The sequence below is a fragment of the Okeania sp. SIO2F5 genome (assembly GCF_010692685.1).
In the GTDB taxonomy this organism is placed as follows: domain Bacteria; phylum Cyanobacteriota; class Cyanobacteriia; order Cyanobacteriales; family Microcoleaceae; genus Okeania; species Okeania hirsuta.
Window position 1 is genome coordinate 1 of record NZ_JAAHGU010000112.1, and the last position, 25362, is coordinate 25362.

Annotated in this window: 21 protein-coding genes; 11 read left to right on the forward strand and 10 right to left on the reverse strand. The window is 35.2% G+C overall.

Going from position 1 to position 25362, the window contains the following annotated elements:
- Positions 1-187: 187 nt before the first annotated feature.
- The 3 genes from F6K27_RS24900 to F6K27_RS24910 all read right to left on the reverse strand — a co-directional run bounded on the left by F6K27_RS24900 (position 188) and on the right by F6K27_RS24910 (position 1528).
- On the reverse strand, positions 188-520 hold the full coding sequence (locus tag F6K27_RS24900; RefSeq protein ID WP_287278829.1) for a DUF4870 domain-containing protein: 333 nt from the start codon (positions 518-520) through the stop codon (positions 188-190).
- 198 nt (positions 521-718) lie between these two features.
- Entirely contained in the window at positions 719-958 is a 240-nt protein-coding gene (locus tag F6K27_RS24905; protein ID WP_353736068.1) for a HAMP domain-containing sensor histidine kinase, read from the reverse strand.
- Between the two features lie 366 nt (positions 959-1324).
- Positions 1325-1528 (reverse strand): hypothetical protein, encoded by a 204-nt coding sequence (locus F6K27_RS24910; RefSeq protein ID WP_287284787.1) that lies wholly within the window; start codon positions 1526-1528, stop codon positions 1325-1327.
- Between the two features lie 748 nt (positions 1529-2276).
- Between F6K27_RS24910 and F6K27_RS24915 the strand changes: the two genes are divergently transcribed.
- Positions 2277-2405, forward strand: a complete 129-nt coding sequence (locus F6K27_RS24915) for a hypothetical protein (protein WP_275670419.1) — start codon at positions 2277-2279, stop codon at positions 2403-2405.
- A gap of 596 nt (positions 2406-3001) precedes the next feature.
- The gene (locus F6K27_RS24920; RefSeq protein WP_287278811.1) at positions 3002-4630 is read left to right on the forward strand and encodes a peptide chain release factor 3; all 1629 of its coding nucleotides are present in this window, start codon (positions 3002-3004) and stop codon (positions 4628-4630) included.
- Between the two features lie 789 nt (positions 4631-5419).
- Here F6K27_RS24920 and F6K27_RS24925 read toward each other — a convergent pair.
- Positions 5420-7171, reverse strand: coding sequence for a Na/Pi cotransporter family protein (locus F6K27_RS24925; RefSeq protein WP_287278813.1), 1752 nt, complete (start codon positions 7169-7171; stop codon positions 5420-5422).
- Positions 7172-8979: 1808 nt separating this feature from the next.
- Between F6K27_RS24925 and F6K27_RS24930 the strand changes: the two genes are divergently transcribed.
- Positions 8980-10272, forward strand: a complete 1293-nt coding sequence (locus tag F6K27_RS24930; RefSeq protein ID WP_287278814.1) for an exonuclease SbcCD subunit D — start codon at positions 8980-8982, stop codon at positions 10270-10272.
- Between the two features lie 337 nt (positions 10273-10609).
- Here F6K27_RS24930 and F6K27_RS24935 read toward each other — a convergent pair whose 3' ends face one another.
- A complete protein-coding gene (locus F6K27_RS24935; protein WP_287243534.1) occupies positions 10610-11350 on the reverse strand; it encodes a winged helix-turn-helix domain-containing protein in 741 nt (246 codons plus the stop codon).
- 1425 nt (positions 11351-12775) lie between these two features.
- On the opposite strand from F6K27_RS24935, the gene F6K27_RS24940 reads away from it, so the two are divergent.
- From F6K27_RS24940 to F6K27_RS24950, 3 genes are all read left to right on the forward strand, one after another.
- The gene (locus F6K27_RS24940; RefSeq protein WP_287278816.1) at positions 12776-13522 is read left to right on the forward strand and encodes a creatininase family protein; all 747 of its coding nucleotides are present in this window, start codon (positions 12776-12778) and stop codon (positions 13520-13522) included.
- Between the two features lie 581 nt (positions 13523-14103).
- On the forward strand, positions 14104-14682 hold the full coding sequence (locus tag F6K27_RS24945; protein ID WP_124147497.1) for a COP23 domain-containing protein: 579 nt from the start codon (positions 14104-14106) through the stop codon (positions 14680-14682).
- A 404-nt stretch (positions 14683-15086) separates the two neighbouring features.
- Positions 15087-15431, forward strand: coding sequence for a hypothetical protein (locus tag F6K27_RS24950; protein WP_287278818.1), 345 nt, complete (start codon positions 15087-15089; stop codon positions 15429-15431).
- Between the two features lie 16 nt (positions 15432-15447).
- On the opposite strand, the gene F6K27_RS24955 is transcribed toward F6K27_RS24950, so the two are convergent.
- Positions 15448-16266 (reverse strand): S1C family serine protease, encoded by an 819-nt coding sequence (locus F6K27_RS24955; protein WP_287278820.1) that lies wholly within the window; start codon positions 16264-16266, stop codon positions 15448-15450.
- Between the two features lie 1234 nt (positions 16267-17500).
- Here F6K27_RS24955 and F6K27_RS24960 point away from each other — a divergent pair.
- Positions 17501-18040, forward strand: coding sequence for an alpha/beta hydrolase (locus F6K27_RS24960; RefSeq protein WP_124147500.1), 540 nt, complete (start codon positions 17501-17503; stop codon positions 18038-18040).
- Between the two features lie 2 nt (positions 18041-18042).
- Here the strand turns inward: F6K27_RS24960 and sipA are convergent, their stop codons facing one another.
- Positions 18043-18342, reverse strand: a complete 300-nt coding sequence (sipA, locus tag F6K27_RS24965; protein WP_124147501.1) for a regulatory protein SipA — start codon at positions 18340-18342, stop codon at positions 18043-18045.
- Positions 18343-18926: 584 nt separating this feature from the next.
- Here sipA and rbfA point away from each other — a divergent pair.
- From rbfA to F6K27_RS24980, 3 genes are all read left to right on the forward strand, one after another.
- Positions 18927-19358 (forward strand): 30S ribosome-binding factor RbfA, encoded by a 432-nt coding sequence (rbfA, locus tag F6K27_RS24970; protein WP_287278822.1) that lies wholly within the window; start codon positions 18927-18929, stop codon positions 19356-19358.
- Positions 19359-19573: 215 nt separating this feature from the next.
- Positions 19574-21178, forward strand: coding sequence for a glycoside hydrolase family 3 N-terminal domain-containing protein (locus tag F6K27_RS24975; RefSeq protein WP_287278824.1), 1605 nt, complete (start codon positions 19574-19576; stop codon positions 21176-21178).
- Between the two features lie 315 nt (positions 21179-21493).
- Complete coding sequence (locus F6K27_RS24980; protein WP_124147504.1) at positions 21494-21718, forward strand: DUF4327 family protein; 225 nt, start codon at positions 21494-21496, stop codon at positions 21716-21718.
- A 130-nt stretch (positions 21719-21848) separates the two neighbouring features.
- Here F6K27_RS24980 and F6K27_RS24985 read toward each other — a convergent pair whose 3' ends face one another.
- From F6K27_RS24985 to F6K27_RS24995, 3 genes are all read right to left on the reverse strand, one after another.
- Positions 21849-22235 carry a hypothetical protein gene (locus F6K27_RS24985; RefSeq protein WP_287243526.1) on the reverse strand — a complete coding sequence of 129 codons (387 nt, stop codon included), beginning with the start codon at positions 22233-22235 and terminating at the stop codon, positions 21849-21851.
- Between the two features lie 223 nt (positions 22236-22458).
- On the reverse strand, positions 22459-23706 hold the full coding sequence (locus tag F6K27_RS24990; protein WP_287278826.1) for a hypothetical protein: 1248 nt from the start codon (positions 23704-23706) through the stop codon (positions 22459-22461).
- 627 nt (positions 23707-24333) lie between these two features.
- Positions 24334-24675, reverse strand: coding sequence for a hypothetical protein (locus F6K27_RS24995; protein ID WP_287243523.1), 342 nt, complete (start codon positions 24673-24675; stop codon positions 24334-24336).
- Between the two features lie 504 nt (positions 24676-25179).
- Here F6K27_RS24995 and F6K27_RS25000 point away from each other — a divergent pair.
- A complete protein-coding gene (locus tag F6K27_RS25000; protein WP_287278827.1) occupies positions 25180-25341 on the forward strand; it encodes a hypothetical protein in 162 nt (53 codons plus the stop codon).
- Positions 25342-25362 lie beyond the last annotated feature (21 nt).

Sequence of the window (25362 nt, forward strand, 5' to 3'; positions counted from 1 at the left end):
CAACTTGATTCTCCTGTTATTATTCTTGATCCTTTATTCTTTTTTGTGATTTAGCCGATCTTCTCGAGCGCGATTTTTGGTCTTGGCAGCTATCATAATTGCCTACCCCATCATATTCAGTAGATACCTTTTTATCATACTATTTTTTCTATTACACAAGCTAGGCTGGGAATGTCGAAAATTATGACTAGAATAGACGAAAAATAAATGGATAACAATAAGGTTTATTAGGATTATTTATCACATTGAGAATGGCAATAATTGGCATGACAAAACTAATAATTGCTAACAAAACTAATAAAGGAATACCAATAAGCAACGAGATCAATATACCGAATATAATAGCGTAAATATAAATGTTAATATGAAAATTCAAAGATTCTTTAGCATTACTTTTTACAACCGAATCATTAGTTAAGAGTAAAATAGCTATTGGTATCCCTAAAGATACAATAGTTGTACTCAAGAAAATTGCTCCATGACATAAAGCTGATAGAATTTTTCTTTTGTCAGCATCCATTAAATATTTCTCCTGATTCAAATTAGATATAGTAGGGAACAGAGAACAGGGAACAGTGGGAAAAATATTTCCCCTTATTAGGATCATTATCAGTCTATGTCCTAACCTACCTGTATATTCCTATATTTGTTTTTTCAAACCAAAAAATAATAGGCAGAGACCAGTAATTTAGTGGTTATTAAATTGACTTAAGTCTAATTATAGCTCTGTTGTTTGTTTTGTTTTCTGGCGGATAGGAATTTCAATTAAAAATTCTGTTCCTTGTTTTGGTGTAGAAGTACAATTTAGTTTGTCTTGATGTTTTTCAAAAATAACTTGTTGACATACGGATAATCCTAGACCAGTACCACTGCCTATAGGTTTCGTAGTAAAAAATGGGTCAAATATTTTCTGAAAAACTATTTCTGTCATACCTATACCATTATCCGAAATAATAATTGCTACTTATTGAGAAGATATAGCTTTTGCACTAATTTTAATAGCTGGTAAATTGTAAGCATTCAGCCGTCAGCTATTAGCTATCAGCTATTGTTTTTAGTAAGCGTTCAAAGCTGTATTAATTGAGCCATAATTAAATCTTACTACAAAAGACCTTAAAGTCTATATTCATTTAAACTCCGTCCTGAAAAGGAGTGTCTTATTGCTGAGAGTTGACTGCTAATAGCTGAATACTTACGGTAAATTTTACTGAATATTTAAATTAGGGTTTGATTTTTTACTTTTTTTATTTCACTTTTCTGCTAAAGCATCAACAGCATTAGAAATAATGTTCATAAATACTTGATTTATCTGACTAACATAAAATTATACTTTTGGTAAAGAATCATAATTTTTAATGATTTGAATAGTTTTTTCCTCTGGTTTTTCTCTCAGTTTATTTTGTAAAATCAGGAGAGTACTTTCAATCCCTTCGTGAATATCTACAATTTTTACTTCAGATTCATCTAAGCGGGAGAAACTTTGCAAAGATAAAATTATGGCACAAATACGGTCAGTTCCTACTTCCATAGAATTCAAAATTTTTGATAAATCTTCAACCAAAAAATCAAGTTCTATAGCTTCTATTTGCTCTTGAATAACTGTAGGTGGATGGGCATAATTTTGCTAATAGAGATAAATTAGACTGAGTAAATTTTGAGTATGCTGACTAGCATAACTAAAGTATAATTGCAACCTTGATAGATTAAATCTTGATTTTTCCAAAAAATTGATTGCGGAATAGTATTAATAATTAATTGAAGTTTTTGTTGAGATAGTTGTAATTATTCCTGGACTTTTATTCTATCCCTAATTTATACTGTTAATTTACAGGACTTACGCAAAGACACTATATGTAGTGTACTGACCTAAATTGAGTGGGTGTTCCTCCATGTTAATAAATTTCACCAAAATACTCACGCTTATTATATATCTATCCTCCTGTCAATGTCGTCTGAGACTTTCTTCAAATAAATCATATTGCTTGTGGGATGTTAGTCTGGAATTTTTTTAAAAGATTAGCAGTAAAAATAGGAAAAACTATTTATAAAATCAAACATGAATTGCTCTGCTGATTATCTGCTCGAAGAGCTGAAGCAGCCTACAATAAAATTCAGGGCTATTTTTATTTGATAGGTGTTTTTTACCTTTGTTTTAACTATGTTAATTGTCTTGAGGCGATCGCGCTTGATTTTTAAGCGTTAGCGGAGCTTTGCGTCAGCAATTGCTCTGTTTACCATGGGCTATATGTAGTTTCTTTGCGTAAGTCCTGAACTTATTGTTAATTGCCTTTAGTTTTTTAGGGCTAGAAAGTTCTAATAACTTGGATATTAATGGTATTAAAGTTCCTGCTGTGAATACTGATATTCCCGCAGTTATTGCTTTAAATATACCCGATAGCCAATAGGTGGGATGCCAGAGAGTCCAAATTGCCATTAAGTAGGTCATTCCATAGGGAACAATAAATGCACTAAACAAAACAAATATTTTTGGATAAGTTACATTCTGTCACTTCTGAATGAAATAAATTAAAGAAATAGGGATTGAGAAGTAAGCTAAGATAATGAATAAATCTGATAGCCATACTAATCCTGATTGCCAAAGACAATAATGTCCGTGAGGAATATAGTTTCATGTACTCCAAATATTTGATAAGAATTCCATATAACTTGCCTCTCTTCATAAATTATTTAATTATTGAGTTTTAACTTGTTTAATATTAGCTTTATTCTATTTATTTGTTTTTGATTTTAAAGTGATATATATAGTAGTTTTAGTGCGGATTATATGATAATTATAAATAGATAAAATATTATATAGCAATCCTATTTCAGTTGTGAAAAATATCTTTTAATTTAGGGAACAGGCAACAAGGAATAGAAGTAAAAGTTTCAGAGTTTTGATATATCCTGTATATTTTTTACAAATGATTTCTGATTGCTATAGTATAGATAAATATATAATATGATTAATTGTTGCCTATTTTAGGAGTTAAACTAAATAATGTCCATTGAAATTGAAACAGAATTGCAAACAGCCGTGGATAAACGGCGTAACTTTGCGATTATTTCCCATCCTGATGCGGGTAAAACTACTCTTACAGAAAAACTTTTGTTGTATGGAGGTGCTATTCACGAAGCTGGTGCAGTAAAGGCTAAAAGAGCGCAGCGTCATGCTACTTCTGACTGGATGGAAATGGAACAACAACGGGGTATTTCTATTACCTCAACTGTTTTACAATTTGAATATCAAAACTGTCAAATTAACCTCTTAGATACTCCTGGTCACCAAGATTTCAGCGAAGATACATATAGAACTTTAGCTGCAGCGGATAACGCTGTAATGTTAGAAGATTCTGCTAAAGGTTTAGAACCTCAAACTCGCAAATTATTTGAAGTATGTAAGATGCGAAAACTACCCATTTTTACATTTTTTAATAAGATGGATAGACCAGGAAGAGAACCTTTAGAACTCTTGGATGAAATAGAAAAGGAATTAGGTTTAAAAACATATCCTGTGAATTGGCCTATAGGTATGGGCGATCGCTTTAAGGGAGTTTTTGATAGAAGAAAGAAAGAAATTCATCTGTTTGAGCGTAGTGTTCATGGTAGTAAAGCTGCCAGAAATACGGTAGTAAATTTGGGCGACCCTCGTATCGAAGAATTACTAGAACAAGACCTTTATTACCAACTTAAAGAAGATATAGAGTTGCTGGAAGAATTAGGTTCAGATTTAGATTTAGAACAAATACATAAAGGTGAAATGACACCTGTATTTTTTGGTAGTGCTATGACTAATTTTGGGGTGCAATTATTCTTAGATGCTTTTTTAGAATATGCTCTAAAACCGGGTACTCATAAAAGTACAGTAGGTGAAGTTTCTCCTACTTATCAAAATTTCACTGGATTTGTGTTTAAATTGCAGGCGAATATGGACCCTAAACACCGAGATAGGGTGGCTTTTATTCGAGTTTGCACGGGAAGATTTGAAAAAGATATGACTGTTAGTCATGCTAGAACAGGTAAAACAGTTCGATTATCTCGCCCACAAAAGTTATTTGCTCAAGATAGAGATTCTATTGAAACTGCCTATCCAGGAGATATAATTGGTTTAAATAATCCAGGGGTATTTGCTATAGGAGATACTATTTATAATGGCAAGAAATTAGAGTATGAAGGTATCCCTTGTTTTTCACCAGAAATATTTGCTTATTTAAGAAATCCTAATCCTTCTAAGTTTAAGCAATTTCGGAAGGGAGTTAATGAGTTACGAGAGGAGGGTGCTGTACAAATTATGTACTCTGCAGATGAGGCAAAAAGAGACCCTATTTTAGCTGCTGTTGGGCAACTTCAATTGGAGGTTGTTCAGTTCCGAATGCAAAATGAATATGGGGTTGAAACTAATTTGGAAATGTTGCCTTTTACTGTGGCGCGTTGGGTTAATTCTGGTTGGGATGTACTCAAAAAAGTTGGTAGGTTATTTAATACTGTGGCTGTAAAAGATAGCTGGGGACGACCTGTTTTGTTGTTCAAAAATGAGTGGAATTGTCAACAGGTAGAGTCTGAGCATCCAGAGTTAAATTTGAATACTACAGCGCCAGTTGTTTCTGGTCAGGAACCAGAGTCTTTATGAATAGAAGTAAGAAGGAAGAGGGAAGAAGGAAGAAGAGCTTAAATGTAAAAGATAATTTTCAATTCTATTTTTGATAGATAGCTATCTATTTTCAATTTTAAGGAAGAAGAGCCTAAATTTTCAAGGGAATTTTCAACTTTATTTTTGATAGATAGCTACCTATTTTCAATTTTGTTGAAATAATTCAAGGAAGGAGGGAAAAAGTAATCAGAAATAAGGAATTGAATACCGCAATAGTCAATTCATTTTCTGAAGCATTAGATGGTGAGTCTGAGACAAAACTAATTTCCCCTCTCTGTTGCGAATATCGCAATAGTCAATTCATTTTCTGAAGCATTCGATGGTGAGTCTGAGACAAAACTAATTTCTCCTCTCTGTTGCGAATACCGCAATAGTCAATTCATTCTCTGAAGCACTCATGGTGAGTCTACAGCAAGATTGCTAAATTAAGAGAATATAGCTTCTTCAAAATCAATAGAATTGCAACCCTTTTTGTGTAAGAAAAGTTATTTTACAAATGATTTAAACTGGCTATAGATTTACTCAAATATTGCCAATAACTAACAATGAAACGAAACACAATTATTATTCTATCAATTATATGATGTAGTGGAAATTTTACCGAATAATTAAGGTTTAAAGCCTCTCACTCGCCGTGGAGAAACAAGCGGTCGAGGGATGGCGAGGTCTCCTCGCCATATCCAATCGACCAAGAGAGAAAAAATTTTCCTTTTATTCAATCCTCTTCCTTTTAGGGAGAGGTAATTATCAATTATCAATTGTCCATTATCAATTATCCATTAATGAACCCTTTTTGGTAGAATTATCAATCACATTTTTGACTGTATCTCCCTGTATTTCCAGATCCATTTCTGTCATAAGTTTGGCAATCCGTTTAGCAAAATAATATACTCGTTTCAAATACTCAATAAAATCTGATTCAAGGCCAAACGTAACCAAGCGATTCGGTTGGTCAGCAGTTAAACGCATAGTTAGATGAGTATGTGCTTGGCTAGCCAACTCGTTAATTTGGGGTTTCATTGCCACCACCTGGGCAGCTAACTGTGGATCAGAGGAAACTACTGATTTGACAGCCTGGTCTACAGCAAAACAAACTTCCTCATGCAGAGACTTTAAAACCGTTTGGGTAGCATCACTAAACTGAAGCTCATGGTGTAGCCGATGATTGCCAATTTCAACCACATTAGTCTCAATAGTATCCCCGATATTTTCAATATAGTTGGCAATCTTCAGGTACATAGACAAAAGTTCAGATTGTTGGGTCACTAGGGTTTCCAAACTCAACTGACTGAGGTAAGTTACAATCGCCCCATAAAGTCGATCGACCTCATCATCCATTGCTCGTAGTGCTGCTACCTCATCACTGGTGCCAGCCTCCACGACTGGCAGACAACCGCGCAGCATTTTCAGGACAATATTTCCCAATTGCCCTAACTCCAAACGAACCCGATCTAAGGCCAAGGTGGGAGTAGTCAGCAACATCTGATCGAGAAATTTGGGTTGCCTTGGCCAAACTGCCGGATATTTAGCGGGCACCAAATGTTGCACCAACTTGGCCAACAGGGGAGCAAACCCAATAAAAATGAAAGCATTGGCCACATTAAATAAAGTATGAGCATTAGCAATTTGGCGTGGGGTTTCCATTGCTAGCTTGGACATACCTTCGAGGGAAGATGAAACAGGTGTCAGCCAACGTACTGTATCCGCTAACTGATTAATCAACCCAACCCAAAGCAGAACACCCAAGATATTAAATAAAACATGAGCGATCGCTGCCTGAACCGCTTCTGAAGGTTTGCCGATCGTCGCCAACATTGCCGTAATGCAAGTACCAATATTTGCACCAAACACCAGGGCAATTCCAGCTTCGAGATTCAATAAGCCTTGACTTGCCAAAACAATCACTAAGCCAGTGGTGACAGCAGAACTTTGTACCAAAGCAGTAAACACCGTGGCAATAGTAATCCCCAGTAAAGGATTTTCTACCTGCTGCATCAAGCTAATAAAAGGTGGATAGGTTTGTAGGGGACTGGTGGCAATCTTCATTAACTCCATGCCATAAAACATCAGACCCAATCCCATCAACAGCAAACCATACTGGCGAGAGTATCTTCGCTGGGAAATTAGTTGCAAGACAAAGCCAATGGCAAAAAGCAATAGAGCCGAGCGAGTAATTTTAAAGGCAATAATCTGAGCAGTAATGGTCGAGCCAATATTGGCCCCCATAATTACCCCAATTGATTGAGGCATGGTCATTAATCCGGCAGAAATAAAACCCACCACCAAAACCGTCGTCACTGAGGAGGATTGAAGCACTGCTGTGATAAATGCTCCAACCACTAAACCATTCCAACGATTCGAGGTCAGTTTCGCGAGCATTCGCTTCATAGATTTGCCCGCCACTTGCTTTAAGGACTCGGTCATTTGTTCAAGTCCAAATAAGAAGAATGCGAGTCCTCCACAGAGACCCACGGTAATTTGTCCGAATTCTAAAAGACTAATTGAGTTGGTTGGTGTCATTCTTTGTCATAGTTATTCGGTGTATGGTGATTGTTAATTTCTGAACTATTCTCATACTAAATAATTCCATTATTCCCAGTGCCTTTACTGTATCTATAATACCTCATATACTGGTTCAAAAAGAGACATCAGAAAATCTAGCTGCCAAACTATTATATTACACAGAAAATGCTTCGACCTTCAACAACTATCCTGAATATCAAAAAGAATTGAACAAGGCTAAAAAGTTAATTTGATCACTACCAAATTCTGAAGCCAAACAAAATTTAATCAATGCATTAACTATTCATATTGTTGTTGATTACTTATTTGATTGTGCCAGTAGCGACCTAGGCTTTCAAAATAAAAAAGAGTGTACTTTAAACGGAATATTAAAAATTACCGATATTTCACCTTTTGCTAATCAAACAGTTAAGCAAGTCAAAGAAGGAATTCCAATTAGTATTTATTTCATAACAATACAGCCAAGATGTAAGCTCAACTACCAGCATTCAGCTATCAGCTTTTGAACATATTCAAGAAATTACTAAGGTTAGCTGAAGACATTTTTTTATAAGTTTTAATTCTACTTTGGAGACTAATTCCTCTTTTGAGCTGATAATGAGCTAATAACTCATAGCTGATAGCTGACGGCTGAATGCTTACGCCAAGATTAATAGAATATGCCATCAAATGGTGTAAATCTGTATTGCCTAAAATTTAGAATTCTGTATCTCAATGAATAGTGAAAAATTCTATATAGCAAGATGAAATGATTCGTGAAAAAAAGACTGTAGGGGTTTGATTTTCAAATCCCATTTTCTCTTGGTTTTGGATAGCAAACCTTTAAGACAAAATACTAAAATATATTTATAATTTTTATATAGTAATTCCCAAAAAGCGTAAGGTACAAAATTCTAGATTTTAGGAAACACTTAACTGGGAATAGGCAATAGAATAGAAATAAAAATAGGTGTACTTCCAAGTCGTGAGAAAGGCTATATAGAACCTCTGAAGGTATCTCTAAAAACTTAGGCAATACAGAATTATGAATATCTTCATTCTCAAAAGCTCCTAAAAAATCAGCGGGTCAAAAGATTTTCACTACCATTTTTACAAAAATTGTGATATTCTAAAGCTTAGATGGGCTTGTTCGCCTACACGCATGACTTTTTATTCAACTAAGTTTGTTTATACATTCACACACAAAGTTGTTTCAGGAACAATACCAAAAATCTTTTAATCTTGTGAAGCTTCTAAAGGTAAAAAGCTTTACCTCCATTGATACTTGCTAGAAAACCATCAGCATCTTCATTATCTTCATTCTCAAAAGCTCCTAAAAAATCAGCGGGTCAAAAGATTTTCACTACCATTTTTACAAAAATTGTGATATTCTAAAGCTTAAGTGGAGTCGTTCGCCCACAAACATGATTTTTTATTCAACACTAAAAATAGTGGAACTTACACAAAATAAAGGCAGAAAATAGGCTCAAATATAGATAGGCAGGGGCTTTCACGTCAAAAAGGCATAAATCCTGAATTATCAAGGGTTCTAGCCATTTTTAAGGCTTTGACATAATTCCCTTGTCTAAACTGACTTTGACGAATTTTTCCTACCAAAAAATGTTTAAGTCCCAATAGTATAGTTTTAAGTGCAATCAAAAATATTGTAGAAAAGAATATCAAGAAAAACAACACCTTTAGAAGTTCTATAAATAATGTTCCATCTAATCATCCGTGAATCCGTGTCAAAAATCCGTGTTTTGCCTTTCCTATTTCCCGAATTACTACTCCCTACTCCCTACTTCCTACTCCCTAAATAAAACAAAATGATTAAAATTATCCATCTTTCCGACATTCATATTGGTAGTGGTTTTTCCCACGGTCGTATCAACCCAGAAACAGGTTTAAACACTCGCCTCGAAGACTTTATTTCTAGTCTAAAACTTTGTATAGATAGAGCAATTTCTGAACCAGTTGATTTAGTTATTTTTGGTGGAGATGCTTTTCCAGATGCTACTCCCGCGCCATACATAAAACAAGCTTTTTCTCGTGAATTACGCCGTTTAGTAGATGCTGAAATTCCCACAGTATTATTAGTAGGAAATCACGACCAACATTCCCAGGGTCAAGGAGGGGCAAGTTTAGGTATTTATAGTACTTTAGGAGTTCCCGGAGTTGTGGTAGGCGATCGCTTAGAAACTCACAATATTCAAACTAAAAGTGGTGCTATTCAGGTAATTACTTTGCCTTGGTTAACTGCTTCTAGTTTGATGACCAAATCTGAGACTGAAAGTTTATCGATGGGTAAAGTTAATGAGTTATTAATTGAAAAATTGAAGTTGATATTAGAGGCAGAAATTCGCAAATTAAATCCAGAAATTCCGACGGTACTTTTAGCTCATTTAATGGCAGATAGGGCGAGTTTAGGTGCAGAACGTTTTTTAGCTGTGGGTAAGGGTTTTAATATTCCTGTTTCTTTATTAAATCGTGATTGTTTTGATTATGTAGCTTTGGGTCATGTTCACAAACATCAAAATTTGAATAAGTCTAATAATCCACCAATTATTTATCCGGGTAGTATTGAAAGAGTAGATTTTAGTGAGGAGAAAGAAGAGAAAGGTTTTGTTTTGCTTGAACTAGAGAAAGGTGCAGTTAAATGGGAATTTTGTTCTTTGCCTGTGCGAAATTTTTATACTATTAAAGTTAATGTTTCCGAAGCAGAAAATCCACAAGCTGAATTGTTAAAATCTATTAGTAAAACTCAGATAAAAGATGCTGTAGTGCGGTTGATTTATCAGTTACGTTCCGAGCAGTTAGATTTGATTGAAAATGGAGTATTACATCAAGCTTTAAGTGAGGCACATACTTATACTATTCAACCAGAATTAGTCAGTCAATTAGCAAGACCCCGTTTACCAGAATTGGCAAAAGGCAATAGTATCGATCCGTTAAAAGCATTAAAAACTTATTTAGAAAGTAGGGAAGATATTCAAGATATTCAGGAAGAAATGTTAGAAGCTGCTGCTAAATTACTATCAGATGGAGTAGATTTGTCGGCAGAAAATTCAGAGAGTCAGTTAAGTTTATTTAGGGAGCAGGGAGTAGGGAGCAGGGAGTAGGGAGTAGGGAGTAGGGAGCAGGGGAAAAAATTGATGATTTATGTAAGATAATTCATTTTATTTTTTATTACTGGAGATGTCTATTAATCTATGTCCTAAGCAACTCCTTCCTTGCTATATTCTTCCTTTTTAGGGTCAAATTGCAGTGCCCGTGTTTCAGTTGAAAACGCTCAAAAAGCTAGTATTTTAGGCTCATAGTTGGGCAGAAAAATCATTCTTACAATTTTTACTTCTACCTCCTCTAAATTACCCGTTCCTCCTGTCTCCTGTCTCCTGTCTCCTGTCTCCTGTCTCCTACCCTAGCAAAAAGACTTTATGAGCGCAAACCCTAATTAAATCACCCAAATCTATATCCAAAACCTCTAACTGTAACAACATACTCTGGTTTACTAGGATTTAACTCTAATTTTTCCCGTAACCAACGAATATGAACATCAACAGTTTTACTATCCCCAATAAAATCTGGTCCCCAAACTTGTTCTAATAATTGCTCACGAGACCAAACTCTGCGTGGATAACTCATAAATAGCTCAAGTAAGCGAAATTGTTTGGGGGAAATTTTCACTTCTTGACCTCTAACAGTTACTCGACACTCTTCTGGATAAAGAACTATATCTTTGTACTGGAGCATAATTGGTTGAGGCAGTTGACCTAGACGTTGGCGACGCATCAGAGACCGACAACGAGCCATAAATTCCCGCATCCCAAAAGGTTTAGTTAAATAATCATCTGCTCCAGCTTCTAAATAGAAAGCACAATTATTTGCACTGCCTCTTGCTCCTAAAATCATAATTGGTATTGAATTGCCTTGATGTCTTAACATCCGACATAAGTCTAGACCATTAATTGAATCAAGAATTAGAAGATTGAAAGAAGGTTCACTTTGAATTGATGAATAATTCTGAACCGTAGGAATTACACTACGTCCGTCTGGAGCAATAACTACTTCACAACTTTGTTCTTCTAGAGCTAAGGCTAACATATCCCGAAATAGCTCTTCAGATTCTAATAGCAAAACTTTGCTAGTTATTCTCACGCCAGACTTTAAAAGACTTTCGCTTATATCGGGGGAAAACATAAATATCGCTTTTGTGTATTTGACAGTAAATCATTAATATTGCCTGAGGTGAAAATTTAGGCTATCGCTAATTTTGTAGCTAATTAGCTTAAATTAATGTTCAACCATCCAACAGCTAAAAGCACTGGTTTTCTTATCCATTTATATAACGCATTCTGACTTTGCAATATTGCTATTGCTATACTAATAGTAGGAATACCGGAGCCTGCTCTGTAGTCAGGCCATTGTTCGTTTCTTGGGATAGGTATCAAGTTAGTAAGCATTGCCCACTTCCATATAGCATTGTTGTGCTGGATACAAAACTTGGATGTCCTTATATTATGTCTAATAAGTTAAACAAAAGTTAACTTAAGGTTATCAAAAGGTTAAATTATTTTTTAATGAGATTAACGAGCTATTAGCTATTAGCTATCAGCTATCAGCCGAAAAATTTGTACGTATAATTTAGGGTTTGCTGAAAAAGTCTTATGAGTGAGGGTAGGAGACAGGAGAAATGGGAATTATAGAGGAGGTAGTCGGAAAAATTGTCCCTCAATTTTTCTGCCATAACCATCCCAAAATACTAGCTTTTTGCAGCTCTTGCCACTGAAAAGCTGGTACTTTTTTCAACCCAAAAATGCTAAAGCCAATATCAGTAAATACTTTGAGAGTTATTTGGCAAGCCCTAATTAGGCACCTGTTTGCGGAGCAGTCCGGACCGAAAAACTTGGGTAAAACATCCCTTTTATGTTCCGGAACAGTTTTTAACCATTGAAATGTCAAGTCAAGATTGAGAAATTTATGGATAAAACATCCCCTTTATGTTCCGGAACAGTTTTTAACCATTGAAATGTCAAAGGTTGAGAAATTTATGGATAAAACATCCCCTTTATGTTCCGGAACAGTTTTTAACCATTGAAATGTCAAAGGTTGAGAAATTTATGGATAAAACATCCCCTTTGTGTTCCGGAACAGTTTTTAACCATTGAAATGTCAAAGGTTGAGAAATTTATGGATAAAACATCCCCTTTGTGTTCCGGAACAGTTTTTAACCATTGAAATGTCAAAGGTTGAGAAATTTATGGATAAAACATCCCCTTTGTGTTCCGGAACAGTTTTTAACCATTGAAATGTCAAAGGTTGAGAAATTTATGGATAAAACATCCCCTTTATGTTCCGGAACAGTTTTTAACCATTGAAATGTCAAAGGTTGAGAAATTTATGGATAAAACATCCCCTTTGTGTTCCGGAACAGTTTTTTACCATTGAAATGTAAAGATTGAGAAATTGAGGAGTCAAACATCCCCTTTGTGTTCCGGAACAGTTTTTTACCATTGAAATGTAAAGATTGAGAAATTGAGGTTATATTTAACAAATTAATTTCTATTTAAAGTTTGATTAATTCTCCTACTTATATTTAATATCAAAAGTATAAATAATTAACAGATGTTACTACAATTAAGTACTTGGTCTGAAGTCGAAACTTATTTGAGTCAATCTCAAGGTATTATTCTGCCAATAGGTTCTACCGAGCAGCATGGACCAACAGGATTGATTGGCACAGATGCTATTTGTGCAGAAGTTATATCTAAAGGTGTGGGAGAATCAGTTGGAGCATTAGTCGGACCGACGATTAATGTAGGTATGGCATTACATCATACAGGTTTCCCAGGTACAATCAGTCTGCGACCTAGTACGATGATTCAAGTAATTCGTGACTATATAGTTTGTTTAACTAGGTCTGGGTTTACCAAATTTTTCTTTATCAATGGCCATGGAGGCAATATTGCTACTCTGAAAGCTGCTTTCTCAGAAACTTATGCTCATTTGGCCGATCTAAATATTGCTAATGGGGGGTTGGTCAAGTGCAAGGTAGGAAATTGGTTTATGTGTAGCTCAGTTTATAAATTAGCTAAAGAATTATATGGCGATGGAGAAGGTTCTCACGCTACACCTAGTGAAGTAGCTTTAACTCAATATGTTTATCCAGAAGCTATTAAAGTAGCACCACTTTCAGAGGATGTAGCTAGTGGTTATCCAATATATGGTGCTGCTAATTTTCGTTACCGATATCCAGATGGTCGGATGGGTTCAAACCCTGCATTAGCTACCCCTGAACATGGTAAGCAGTTTTATGAATTGGCAGTAAAGGAACTGAGTAATTCTTACTTGCAGTTTGTAAATAGTGATTAGAAACAAGGAAGAAGGAAGAAAAAAGAAGGAAAAAGGAAGAACAGTTTTTCAGCATTTACAGCAGATTGCAGGTATATGAGGTACATATATTAATGATAAAGTCTTTGTAGTGCGGGCATCTTACCCGCCACAGATGTAACCCACCAAGATGAAAATCTTATTATACCAATTCCTTTTGAGAAAAGATATTTATCATCTTTCCCTGTTCCCTATTCCCTATTCCCTGTTCCCTTAACTTAAAGTACATTTAATCTATATAATTTTCTACTTCAAATCTTTACCTAGTTTAAATTACGATCTAAATTTAGATATTAAGGGTTGCAAAAACTGAAATTTGAGTTAATATGGAATTCATAAACCAATCAATTCTATCTAGCAAAATCGATACATAAAATCAGTAAAATAATAGACAAAAAGCTAATAATATAACTTTTTTATCACCTCTTACCTAAAAAGTATGTTTTGAAAGATTACTTTATTCTTACTGACAAGAATAAGCAGTTCCTCTAATGTAAAAGTATGGAGAAAAAACAAATAACTTCTCTACCAAATGTAGATATTAAGTTTCAGAGGTCAAGATTGTGAACAACCAATTAAAAGTTTCCCTAGTAGGTATCTTAGCAACCGTTGGTCTCTGGGGTTTCATACCTCAATCAGAAGCCAAAGCAGAACAATTAGAAACTACTGACAAAGTAGTATTTACTTGTGTTTCAGTTAACGCTGCAGAAAATCAATATGCTACTGTTCCTCAAATAGTTCGTGAAACACGGGATACAAGTGAGCCTGGACTTTTAGGCGGATATCCCCTAGTCAAACGAGAAGTTATTCAAGTCTCCTCTAAACCAATGATTGTGTGGACTGCAACTCTCTCTTCCGACCATCCCAAAGGTGCTTATACTCCTGACCGTCGTTGTCAATCTGTTAGCACTCGTCTAACTAACCTTGCTTATGCCCTGGGAATGGAAACTTTTGCAGATATCAGCAACATTGGAGTTGTAAACTATGAGCAAGTAGTTTATGTTTCTCCAGAAGAAGAGCCTAGCTTCGATAATGTAGTATTCACATTAAAGCCAGGAAATCGTGAGAAATCAGAAGAGATTATCACTCAATTTAAGGATTTCGGACAAGGTACTGCTAGTGACGAACCTATCTACGAATAAGTAAATGGTTTTAGTAGAGATGTTGAGGGGATAAGTAAGCAAATAAATTTTCCCTCTTCATTCCTTATTTCTGAACTATCTAGTTGCTGAACTATTTAGATTGGATAATGTTGAGAAAAGGCTAGTTGAAAATAAGTTTCTCTTCTCAATTAAAACTATAATAAATAGGAAATATCCAATCAAAATCTGTAGACGATATTCTCAGGCACTAATGGCTTAGTTTTCTCTAAGTTTGTGTCTGTTTTAACTACTTTATTAACTAATTTCTAATTTCATTCTCAAAATTATACTTTCTAAAATTAAGTAGCCTCTAAAAAAGTAGTTAATTATGGGATAATAAAAGAGCGCATTAGCGTTAATTTGTTTACCTAAAGTATCTCAATCAATTGTCAAGAGGAAAAAAAATGAAAGTTACAACTACTAAGACTTTATTTACTGCAACATTAACAATGTTTTGTGCTGTTAGCTTAAGTGCTACTCCCACAAAAGCTCAAGAAAAGTCAGTCATAAATGTTACAGGTTCCTCAGAACAATTGTTGAGTACCAGTGCTAATAGTTTGCCCCAGGATAGAAGTACGAGTTTAACTCAAGAATCTACTACTAGAGGTAGACATGGATTATCTAGAAGTGCACTAGATGATGTCACGAATAGCATTAACCTCCAAATGCGTAAAAGTAGAGACCCGAAATGGAAAAGTGAGAAACAATGGTTTGATGAAAAGTGGGATTCTTTGTCTGTAGACTTTTAGTAACTTGGGCTTTTAATTAATTGATAATTCTATAAACTGGAATACCCCAACTTAGAGATTCCATTTTTTTGAACTGCTCGACAGATGGTTGAGAGCCATCTACAAAATTAAATGCTCCAATTCCAGCGATGGGATATTTTGAGCGCCCGTTAATACCAATTAACTGACCTTTATTGTTTAAAATCGGTCCACCACTCATGCCACTTTTAATATCATTAGTATAACCTAATTGATATCCTTGGCTGAGGGTGCGACTGGGTAACATTTCTACAGCTCCTAAAGTTAACTGAAAAGCACGACTACCCCAAGCACGGGTACTACTCATTTCTAAGGAGTCTGGTTGATGCCAATTGGGAAAACCTGCTGCAATAACAGTTTCTCCTACTGAAAGTACATTACTGTTGGCAATTTCTACAACTTGATAAGGGCGATCACTAGTAAATTGCAATAATGCTACGTCCAAATTACCCATTTGAGGAGATGAAATTAGGGTGGCTTGATGAGTCATCCCATCTCCACTCATAATTGGGTAAAGTTTATGAGAGTTATTCTCAATTACATGATGATTAGTAACAACGGTGTAGGTATTACCTTGTCGTTTAATAATTACTCCAGAACCAGCACTGTTGTCTGTAAAAATTCTCACAGTGACTTGTTGGGCAATATTAGATACTAATGATGGAAATTGTTGTGAATCTACTTCACTGGGTTTTGTATAATAAGCTGAGTTTTCTACACCGGTTTGAGAGTAAGCACTAGGTACAAATGTGGCAAGACAAAATAGTGAAGCTCCCAAAATTTGACTACTCAACTTGAATATTGATTTATTATTCATAATTATTAAAAATTTTTCAAAAAAAATACTTAAATTCCACTACTACCATCCAATCTATTTCAATAAATTTGAAAGTGTGGTGACTCTCTCCCACATTGGTTAGTGCCAGAGACCGCTTCTGATTTTTTCAACACATGAATGGTTGTTAGTAATTTAATTAATTACTTAAATCAAAAATAGGTATATATATTGATTAAGTTCAGCCCAGTCACAAATAACTTAGTAATATAGTCATAGCTTAAGTTCAATTTATTAAGCCAAAATGACTGTGAGGAACTGATTCGGTATTCTACACTATAGCGGCAACAAAAACACATTATCAGAATAAAAAATTGCCAAATTTTTCTGCTAGGCCTTTATTTGGGTTTTAATGAAAATTATATGTAGTGATTATCAAAAAATATTCTCATTAAAAGTTAAGTAGAAGCGATCGCTTAATTAGGGTTTGCGTATGGAAAGTCTTTTAGTAAAGACAGGAGACAAGAGACAGGAGACAAGAGACAGGAGACAGGAGACAGGAGACAGGAGACAGGAGAAATGGAAATTATAGAGGAGGTAGTCGTAAAAATTGTCAGAGTGATTTTTCTGCCATAATCATCCCAAAATACTAGCTTTATGCAGCTCTTTAGACCGAAAAGCTTGCACTTTTTAAAGGCAAAAAAAGGCAGCAAACCAATATCAGTCAATGCTTTGATATTTAATCAGCAGAGCAATAATTAGGGTTTGCGTATGGAAAGTCTTTTAGTAGAGGTAGGAGACAGGAGACAACCCACCCCTAACCCCTCCCAGGAGGGGAGAAATGGGAATGAGCGAGGAGGTAGGAGCTAAGTTTTGTCCCTTAATTTTTCTGCCCAAATCTTGACCAAAATCCGCTCCTAATTGAACAATTACCACTTAAAACCTCGAACTTTTTGATACTTAAAAAGGCACTTACCTTTATCTATAAAGACTTTTAGATTTAATCAGCAGAGCAATAATTAAATACAGCTATAATAAATTGAATTTTATTCAAAATCAAGTCAAGACTTTTGCCAAGTAAAAAATCGTCAAAATTCATCCCAGAAAAAGACAACTATCCCCCGATAGAATCAATGATTATTAATATGAAACCTATAAAAATATCTTAATTAAAACAAAGAGCGGATATGAGAATTAAAAATCATACTATAGATTGACAAATTATTCATAAATGTGTATTCAATTGCTTAGATTCAAATATAATTGAAAACTAAATATGCAATTACCAAATATGCTATCTCGTAGTCCATTAATTATCTTAGGAGCGATCGCTGGAGTTATATTCTCCAGTCAAAGCGCGATCGCCACACAAAAAATAGTAATCAAGCTGGTTGGCCCAATAACAGCATCAATCAAAGTCAAGGATCTGCGAGTATTTGCAGAAACAGGCAAAACTACCAAAACAATTTCCCAAGCTCTGGGAATATCGAAAATTAATCCTAATACAGTTCGTGGCTTAATGACATTAGAAGTGGGAGCTAATGTTAGTAACTTAGCCAAAGTGCTTTATAGTAACCTTGGCCAAAATGTAACCAAAGGTATTGCGGAAGTAGTTCAGACCAGACACAATTACGAAAGTGACAAAGCCTTACGTTCTTCCATAATCTTAGCAGCAGCAGATGACAATCGAATATCAGTCCTGGAAGTTCTAGAAAAATATCCTACCGAAGAAATGCACATAGACGTAGGTAAAATCAATGAAATCGTAGACAAAGTAAAGGGAACTATTGGTAATCTTGAAGAACTTCTCAGATAAGTCTACGATTCTGAAGGTGGACTTATTTTAGCAGTATCTTCTTCAATATGATGATTATCATGTGGCTGGGCAGTTTCAGCATCAACTGTCGCAGCTTCTATATATTGACTATCTATGAGAAATGCTCCTTTCTCAAAACGAACAGCCCAATAATTTCCTGGTTTGTGACTCAAAACAGTTCCTACTTCACCCAAACGTACAATATCAGGGGGACGTAATATCGGCATTGATTCAGCAGTTTTGATGTATGGTGGTTGAATAGCTAACCTTACTTTCTGACCAATAGAAAATTCTTTCTCCATTTCTAAATACCCCCAAATAAATATAGTGGTTTGCAGATAAGTGTATGATAAAAATTTACACCATCAAGATACAAAGAGGTTCTAAATTAGTAGTAATTAAAAACCCATAAAACAGTTCTATTCTATCGGTGTAGTTATATCATGTCCGGTTGAATACTTAACACTTTGGAGGAGGTAAGGCAGAAGGCAGGAGGCAGGAGGCAGAAGGAAAGAAAAGGTTAGAAGGGAAAAGGTTTTTTATCACTGATTATCCGGACATGATATTACACATTAACCTTATACATAGTGTGCCACTATAGTTAAAACTTAAGTATATGTAACGTTTTGCCTAATTTCTAACATATTGAGAATTAAGATCAAATTTGACAAATAATCCTACTTCCTTTGCCTTGTAGAAATATTGGATGCAATGTCCTCACTAATGACTACTCTAACACTTAGTTATGAAAAAAAAGTTCAAAATCAAAAAATTACAGCCTGGGTATTAACTAACTTCATTCTACAAAGCTGCCATAAGTTTACATAAATTTATCGGAAGTATTAGAATAGTATAGTTAAGTATCAAATTGTAGGGGGTAATTATCATGGCTACAGATCGCCGCATTTCCCGGGTTGCTTCATTAATCAAGCGGGAAGTCAGCCAGATGTTGCTCCATGGTATCAAAGATGACCGTGTAGGTATTGGTATGGTCAGCATCACAGATGTAGATATTTCTGGAGATTTACAACACGCTAAAATATTTGTTAGTATCTATGGTTCTGAGGAAGTAAGATTCCAAACTATGGAAGGTCTAAAATCTGCTACTGGCTATGTTCGCAGCGAATTGGGTCATAGGATACGTCTGCGTCGGACTCCAGAAGTTATCTTTGTCGAAGACCGCTCTCTAGAACGTGGGACTCAAATTATATCACTTTTAAACCAGCTTTCTGAAGAACGTCAACAACAGGCAAATGAAAATCCTGCAGAATCAGATTCTCAGAATATAGAAAAACTTACTTCAGACGGAATAGATTGAAGAAGGAGTCAGGAGACAGAAGACAGGAGACAGAATCAATTGGATGGGAATTTATACCCCATAAAGCTTCGGTGTCAGGAGCCAGGTTATCGGAGAAAAGCCAAAACATTCTACTGACTCGGTCCTCCTGATGACTGACTTCCAGCCTTTCGCACAACGTCTGCGTCAGGAGAAGGCTGTTAATTACCCATTCCTAAAATCCCGATCACTAAACTATGAACTTAGCAGAAAAAGTCGCTCAGATGGTTGTAGTTAGAGCTTCCGGCAACCTATTTGACAATCAAATTCGTTATCCAGACTGGGAACCTCCCACCAATAAGCTCAAATATTGGCTGCAAGACTTGGGTGTTGGAGGAGTAATTTTTGTGGATGGGAGTGCTATAGACTTGGCAACTCGCATCCAACAGCTTCAGTCTTGGTCGAAAATTCCTCTACTTTTGGCTGCTGATATTGAGGAAGGAGTAGGTCAAAGGTTCGCCGGAGCAACTTGGTTTCCTCCACCAATGGCGCTCGCTGCTATTGCTCAAACAAACCCCAAAAAAGCTATAGAGTATGCTGAAACTATGGGGACTATTACGGCTCAAGAAGCTGTGGCAATTGGTTTAAATTGGATTTTAGCTCCAGTGGTGGACGTGAATAATAATCCTGGCAACCCAGTGATTAATATTCGTGCTTTTGGAGAAACGACTGAATTAGTGGGTCAACTGGCAACAGCTTTTATTCGAGGTACTCAACGATATCCAGTTTTGACTACTGCTAAACATTTTCCTGGTCATGGGGATACTACGGTTGATTCTCATTTTGAATTGCCTGTTTTACCCCACTCAGAAAGTAGACTGGCAGAAATTGAATTGCTTCCCTTTGTAGAGGCGATCGCTGCTGGAGTGGATTCTGTTATGAGTGCCCATTTGTTGATTCCTGCTTGGGACTCGGAACTACCTGCAACTCTGTCCCATAAAATTGTCACAGGTCAGTTGCGCCAAAAATTGGGTTTTAATGGATTAGTGGTGACCGATGCTTTGGTTATGGGGGCGATCGCTAATCGTTATGGTTTGGCAGAGGCTTCGGTTTTAGCTGTAGAAGCTGGTGCAGATATTTTACTAATGCCTTTAGATCCAGAGGTTACTATTAATGCTGTTTGTAATGCAGTTAGCCAAGGTCGTATTTCTGAATCACGAATTGATGAATCTTTGCAAAGAATTTGGCAAGTTAAAACTAAAGTTTATCCAACCTGGCAACCAGGAAATGAGGAAAGGTCAGAAGATTTCTCAGCCTCTACATACTATTTAGTTGAGAAATTATCTCAATCACTGGCACAAGAAACTGTAACTAAGATTTTGCATGATTCTCTGCAAGTAGGAGGAAGTTATCTCCCACCAAAACCAAATGTCAAGCATTTACGCAATTTAGTTTTTGTAGATGATATACTCAACAGTGCTTTTTTAGGGAATTATACTCCAGCAGTAGCTCTCCCCAGACAATTTGGTTACCAACTACAAATTATTGACATTAATTCAGAAATCCCAGAAGCTCTTACCCCCAATCATTTGACTTTACTACAACTATTTATTCGTGGTAGTGCGTTTAGTAAAATAGCTAGTCTAACACAAGCATCCCAAGATTTAATTAAGAAATTATTAATAAATGGTGAATTACAGGGTCTGATCATATACGGTAGTCAGTATACATTGAAACAGTTTTTACCTGAACTGTCATCAGATATACCTTATGTATTTTGCTATGGACAAATGCCACAAGCCCAAGCGATCGCTTTAAAGCTTTTATTTCAAAGATTTACAAATTTACAAGTATTTCTCTAAAATCTAATAAAACTCGCCTGACTATTGACAAAAAAACATTAAAATGATATTCGGAGACGATTGTTTGAGGTCAGGAGGGTAGAGAAATCCTCAATTAGTGACTTTGTAGATCGTATTTCATAGTACATAGTTGCAATTTAGACCAACAGTAAAAGAAATGTTTTGGTTCTATGACTTTTAGAATTCTTATCAAAAGAACATAACAAATTGTAACTCTGTATACTGAAAAAATTAACATTCATAATCCGGATTTTTGTTCTATATTATTAATAGCGCCAAAAATTACTCAAACTACGCTAAAACAAAAGGGTGACTATGACTTACACCACAGTTCAATATTCTTTAGACATCATCAGGGATGAAGCAAAAGAACTTGTACAAAAAGGAGTTCTTGGACGTCAGCAACCTATTTATACTCTCTGCCAATACATTCCTGTCAGAGAATGGGCTTGTGTAGAAGGTGAATTGGAAAAATGTAACTTTCTACTTAGAGACCGAATTGCTGACCTAATAGGCAACGAAAAATGGGAAAACGACTAAAAAAAAACTAACTCAGCTAAATTGGACTATTAGCTGGGTTAGGTTTTGTAATTTATCCTAATTTATAAAGACTTTTTAATCCCTAGATAAATGGACAAGATTCATCCAAATAGAGGTATGTGATGTATTATCAGTTTTGAGAGTTTGACTCCTGAAGTTTCTGTAAATCAGCTCGTAGACCGGCGATTTCTTGAGTTAGCTCCAGCAAATCTTCTTGTACGTCTGATGACACAAAACCAGAAGTAGAAGTAGGACTTGAAGAAGCCGTTGTACTATCAGTATTGACCTGACTATTTTGTTGATTCAAAATTGTATCAACAAAGTTCCTGGCTTCTTGCTCAGTCATTTCTCCTCTATCAGCCCATTCCTCAGTGAGTTGATTGAAATCAGTACTTAATTTATTCAAATTTTCATCTCGCTTACTAGAGTCTTGCACAGTTTCTATAAAAAAGGATGTAGCCCCCAAGGTGACACGAAATCCTTTTTGTAGTAGTTGAGTCAGATTATCCGGATTCATAATGGTAAGTTAATTGAGCATGAAATGGACATTTCTCGATCGCTGCAGATGAGAAAAAACTTATATTGGTATATTGGTAATATAACTAAGCTAGAAGCAAGTGGAAAGTTGTTTGATGATATTTTCTAGATGGGCGAGTCTAGATATTTTTATTCTGATCACTTGTAATTTGGATTTAAAACCTAATTGATATAGCTTCAATTTGTGATTATTATCTACTTAATTATGATGTTTTAATAATAATCTCTTCTACACCCAAATTTATTAACTTCTTTTCAACTTGGGAAACAACATTTTTTAAATTGATATATATCAATAAATATTCATTTTTTGTCAATCTGTATATTGCTGAACCTTTACAAGCAAATGATAATATATCTTTTGGTAGGTCATCAAATTCAAACAGCTTTTGCATAATTAACTTACCACCAAAACCAGGTAAATAGTTTTGTAATTTAACCCATGAATTATGACCCATGTACTTGCCATTAAAAGTGGGTAAAAAACTGTATATTCCTGGAAGTTGATTGACTGATTTTCTCACATCAGTATGTTTTAACATATAATTGTTTTCTAGTTTAGTTAAATCTGAGACGAAAGCTTCAGCATTTCCTAAATAATTTTCAGGTATACCAACATTTCTATATCTTAGGTTGCAAGGAAAAATAAATCGTTTAATAGGAACAACTGATAAAAATTCAAATAAAGCATCGTTTGTACTATAAGCACTTTCTTCGTTTGACAGATTTTGATTTCTCCTCTTAATTAGGTCTAACTTTTCTTTTGTTAAGATACATTCAAGATAACTCCAATTATTCTTATTTTGAAGAAAACTGTTCAAGATAAAAACAATAAAAGATGTTGAACTTAAAAGTTTTTCTTTCCATGATAACTTTTTAAAACTTGCAGCAATAAAATCATCTATTTGATTAAAGTCTATTGTAAATAATGGTTCAGATTTAGGAACATATTCTGGGTCTTCATAAGCTTGAGAAAGATATTCTAATAATTTAAAATATGTTCCACCATCTGCTATGAGATGATTTATAAGCAGAGTTATGCCACAATAATCTTGATTATTATCCAAAATCACATACACTAATGGAGTATCTTTATTAATAGCATCTGAAGATTTTTTGGGAATATTGAATTCATTTTTTACATAAGTTTTTGCATCTAATAAATTATCAATATTTATTTCCTGTTCGTCTATATCAATATAGATAAAACCTATGCCAGATTTTTGTGGGTTACATACAACTTTTAATGGAGAAAACAATTTTTTTACCAATCTCCCTCCTAAAATTGGCACACTATCTACTATTTGTTGAATTGCTATTTTTAATCTATGAGAATCTACTTGATGCTTATACCAATTTATTACACCATAATATGGCCAAATTCCCATTTTGCTATCAAATTTTGAAAGTTGATACTGACAATGCACATTGCTATTTGTGATTAACTCCATTTTTGACCTATCTGGATTAATGTGATAATTAATCTTAATATTAAGACTAGAAGAAAACTGTAATTTGAACAAAAGATGAAGTTAGATTTTTCTTATTTCGCGACAAGTCTATTATGTATAGCAAGGAATGAGTTAGTTAGAATATATACTGATGATGAACCTTAGATAGGGAAATGCTTTTCCCACTTTTGCCTCGCAGGAGTGCGCATTCCCTCTCTTGGTTTCATGGATATGGCAAGGAGACCCGCTCTTGATAGAGTCGCTGCCTCTTTCAGAGGAGCTTTGCTATGGTCATGCTGCGCAAACGCTAACGCAAACGCCATCCCTCTACCTCTTGCTGTCTGTAGCACCCCGCGGGGTCGCACCGCTGTTGCCTATTCCCTGTTTCCTGCTATATATCTTCAAAAGATAGTGCAGGGACTTTCCATGGAAAGTCTCTACAAAAGTTTGACAAAATACTTATATCATGTCCGGATCAGCGCCTGATGAAAAAACGTATCTTCTAACTTCAAGGCTACATCTCTACTATTGTACCTACTCTTCTACTATCTCAATCATAACTACTCAAGGGAACATAATATTATTTATTTGCTAGATATTTGGTATATTTTCTAAAGTTGAACATTTTCAGCCTACTTGCTCTAAATATTGACTAATATCCTCATTAAGCCTAGTAAGTTCAGCTTCAGTAGTAATCCGAATTCGCTCATCTCGTAAAGTAATCAAAACTTTAGCGGCAAAAGGACTAGGCCAAATATTAGGATTGCAAAATATTTCTAAAAAGACATCTCCTGTATACTGATATTCCATAGGTTTCTGTGGAGTTAATTTTCCTGGACTACCAGCAGCAGTTTTTAATTGTTGCATTAATTGAACGATCACGCTTTGTAAATTCTTTGCAGCTTCAGGACTAAAATCAAAAGATATAGATCCTTCCACCATATTCAAAGTTAGTTTAGGAGCAAACATAGCAAATTCAATAAATATATACTATTATTAATAATAAACTTTACCATAAAACCTCAGCCTGAAATCAGGCAATTAAAATTGTTCACTTATTTAAGCCTAGATATTATACTCTAATTGCCATAACAAGTTTAGTTAATTTAGAGATTTCCTAACATACTATAAATTTTTTTTCTACATCTATAAAATCTTTACAAAAAAAGTAAAGTATTCAATGAAACTTAAATATCTCTATCCACAAGTACCTGTAATATAATGTACGCTTAATTAGTCATAATAAAGTTCTTAGATGGTAGGTCGTAGGTGTAAATTCAATAAGGAACAGTGGAAACGGAGCAAAAATTTGGGATATTCATTCAATATCGCTTCAGTCAAATATTTTTATTGTACTTAATCATCGGTGGTGGTGCATAGTAATGGTAAAGGAAGCACCGGGAGTTTGGGGGGATGGGGGGATGGGGAGTGTGGGAGATGGGGAGATGAGGAGTGTGGGATAAATTAAAAAATATGTATCCTACCATTACCATGCAGGACTATCAATCATCCGCACATAGTATCATATCATGTCCGGTAGCATCGTTTGTGTATAATAGAGGAGGAAGAAAAATAATTGCCCGGAGCGATATTGCTACGCAACGCTACCGCGATCGCTACTCTTCAAGCACTTGACAAATCATCAGTAGGCCACCA

Excerpts from the sequence above, each read along its gene's own strand:
- F6K27_RS24900 (WP_287278829.1), bottom strand. The coding sequence starts at position 520 with ATGGATGCTGACAAAAGAAAAATTCTATCAGCTTTATGTCATGGAGCA.
- F6K27_RS24910 (WP_287284787.1), bottom strand. The coding sequence starts at position 1,528 with ATGGAAGTAGGAACTGACCGTATTTGTGCCATAATTTTATCTTTGCAA.
- F6K27_RS24920 (WP_287278811.1), top strand. The coding sequence starts at position 3,002 with ATGTCCATTGAAATTGAAACAGAATTGCAAACAGCCGTGGATAAACGG.
- F6K27_RS24925 (WP_287278813.1), bottom strand. The coding sequence starts at position 7,171 with ATGACACCAACCAACTCAATTAGTCTTTTAGAATTCGGACAAATTACC.
- F6K27_RS24930 (WP_287278814.1), top strand. The coding sequence starts at position 8,980 with ATGATTAAAATTATCCATCTTTCCGACATTCATATTGGTAGTGGTTTT.
- F6K27_RS24935 (WP_287243534.1), bottom strand. The coding sequence starts at position 11,350 with ATGTTTTCCCCCGATATAAGCGAAAGTCTTTTAAAGTCTGGCGTGAGA.
- F6K27_RS24940 (WP_287278816.1), top strand. The coding sequence starts at position 12,776 with ATGTTACTACAATTAAGTACTTGGTCTGAAGTCGAAACTTATTTGAGT.
- F6K27_RS24950 (WP_287278818.1), top strand. The coding sequence starts at position 15,087 with ATGAAAGTTACAACTACTAAGACTTTATTTACTGCAACATTAACAATG.
- F6K27_RS24955 (WP_287278820.1), bottom strand. The coding sequence starts at position 16,266 with ATGAATAATAAATCAATATTCAAGTTGAGTAGTCAAATTTTGGGAGCT.
- F6K27_RS24960 (WP_124147500.1), top strand. The coding sequence starts at position 17,501 with ATGCAATTACCAAATATGCTATCTCGTAGTCCATTAATTATCTTAGGA.
- sipA (WP_124147501.1), bottom strand. The coding sequence starts at position 18,342 with ATGGAGAAAGAATTTTCTATTGGTCAGAAAGTAAGGTTAGCTATTCAA.
- rbfA (WP_287278822.1), top strand. The coding sequence starts at position 18,927 with ATGGCTACAGATCGCCGCATTTCCCGGGTTGCTTCATTAATCAAGCGG.
- F6K27_RS24975 (WP_287278824.1), top strand. The coding sequence starts at position 19,574 with ATGAACTTAGCAGAAAAAGTCGCTCAGATGGTTGTAGTTAGAGCTTCC.
- F6K27_RS24980 (WP_124147504.1), top strand. The coding sequence starts at position 21,494 with ATGACTTACACCACAGTTCAATATTCTTTAGACATCATCAGGGATGAA.
- F6K27_RS24985 (WP_287243526.1), bottom strand. The coding sequence starts at position 22,235 with ATGAATCCGGATAATCTGACTCAACTACTACAAAAAGGATTTCGTGTC.
- F6K27_RS24990 (WP_287278826.1), bottom strand. The coding sequence starts at position 23,706 with ATGGAGTTAATCACAAATAGCAATGTGCATTGTCAGTATCAACTTTCA.
- F6K27_RS24995 (WP_287243523.1), bottom strand. The coding sequence starts at position 24,675 with ATGTTTGCTCCTAAACTAACTTTGAATATGGTGGAAGGATCTATATCT.
- F6K27_RS25000 (WP_287278827.1), top strand. The coding sequence starts at position 25,180 with ATGTATCCTACCATTACCATGCAGGACTATCAATCATCCGCACATAGT.